Origin of the sequence: Streptomyces sp. GbtcB7, assembly GCF_019091445.1 — a bacterium.
Classification (GTDB): Bacteria; Actinomycetota; Actinomycetes; order Streptomycetales; family Streptomycetaceae; genus Streptomyces; species Streptomyces mirabilis.
Window position 1 is genome coordinate 1 of record NZ_JAGXJM010000381.1, and the last position, 258, is coordinate 258.

The following is a 258-nucleotide window of genomic DNA, read 5'->3' on the forward strand; positions in this document are numbered from 1 at the left end:
GTGGCCGATGATGAGCGGTGCCGTCGCGCGGGGATGGGTGCCGTGGAGGATTGAGAAGTCGGTGCCGCAGAGTCCGCTGATCTCGATCTTCACGATCGCCTCCCCGGGGCGGCGGGTGGGGCGGTCTACCTGGGTCTCGCGCAGCGCGTCCGGCCCCTGCCAGAGCACGGCGTGCATCGTTTCCGTCGTCATCCCAGGACCTCCATGTTGAGCAGATTGCGGGGGGTGCGGCCGGCGCAGAACTCGACGACGTTCTCG

At 68.6% G+C, this 258-nt stretch carries 1 protein-coding gene; it reads right to left on the minus strand.

The window, feature by feature from the left end; all coding sequences use genetic code 11:
- Positions 1–192: alcohol dehydrogenase catalytic domain-containing protein (locus KVT44_RS56330; protein ID WP_217577039.1), on the minus strand; the 192-nt coding region annotated here is incomplete at its 3' end.
- Between the last annotated feature and the right edge of the window lie 66 nt (positions 193–258).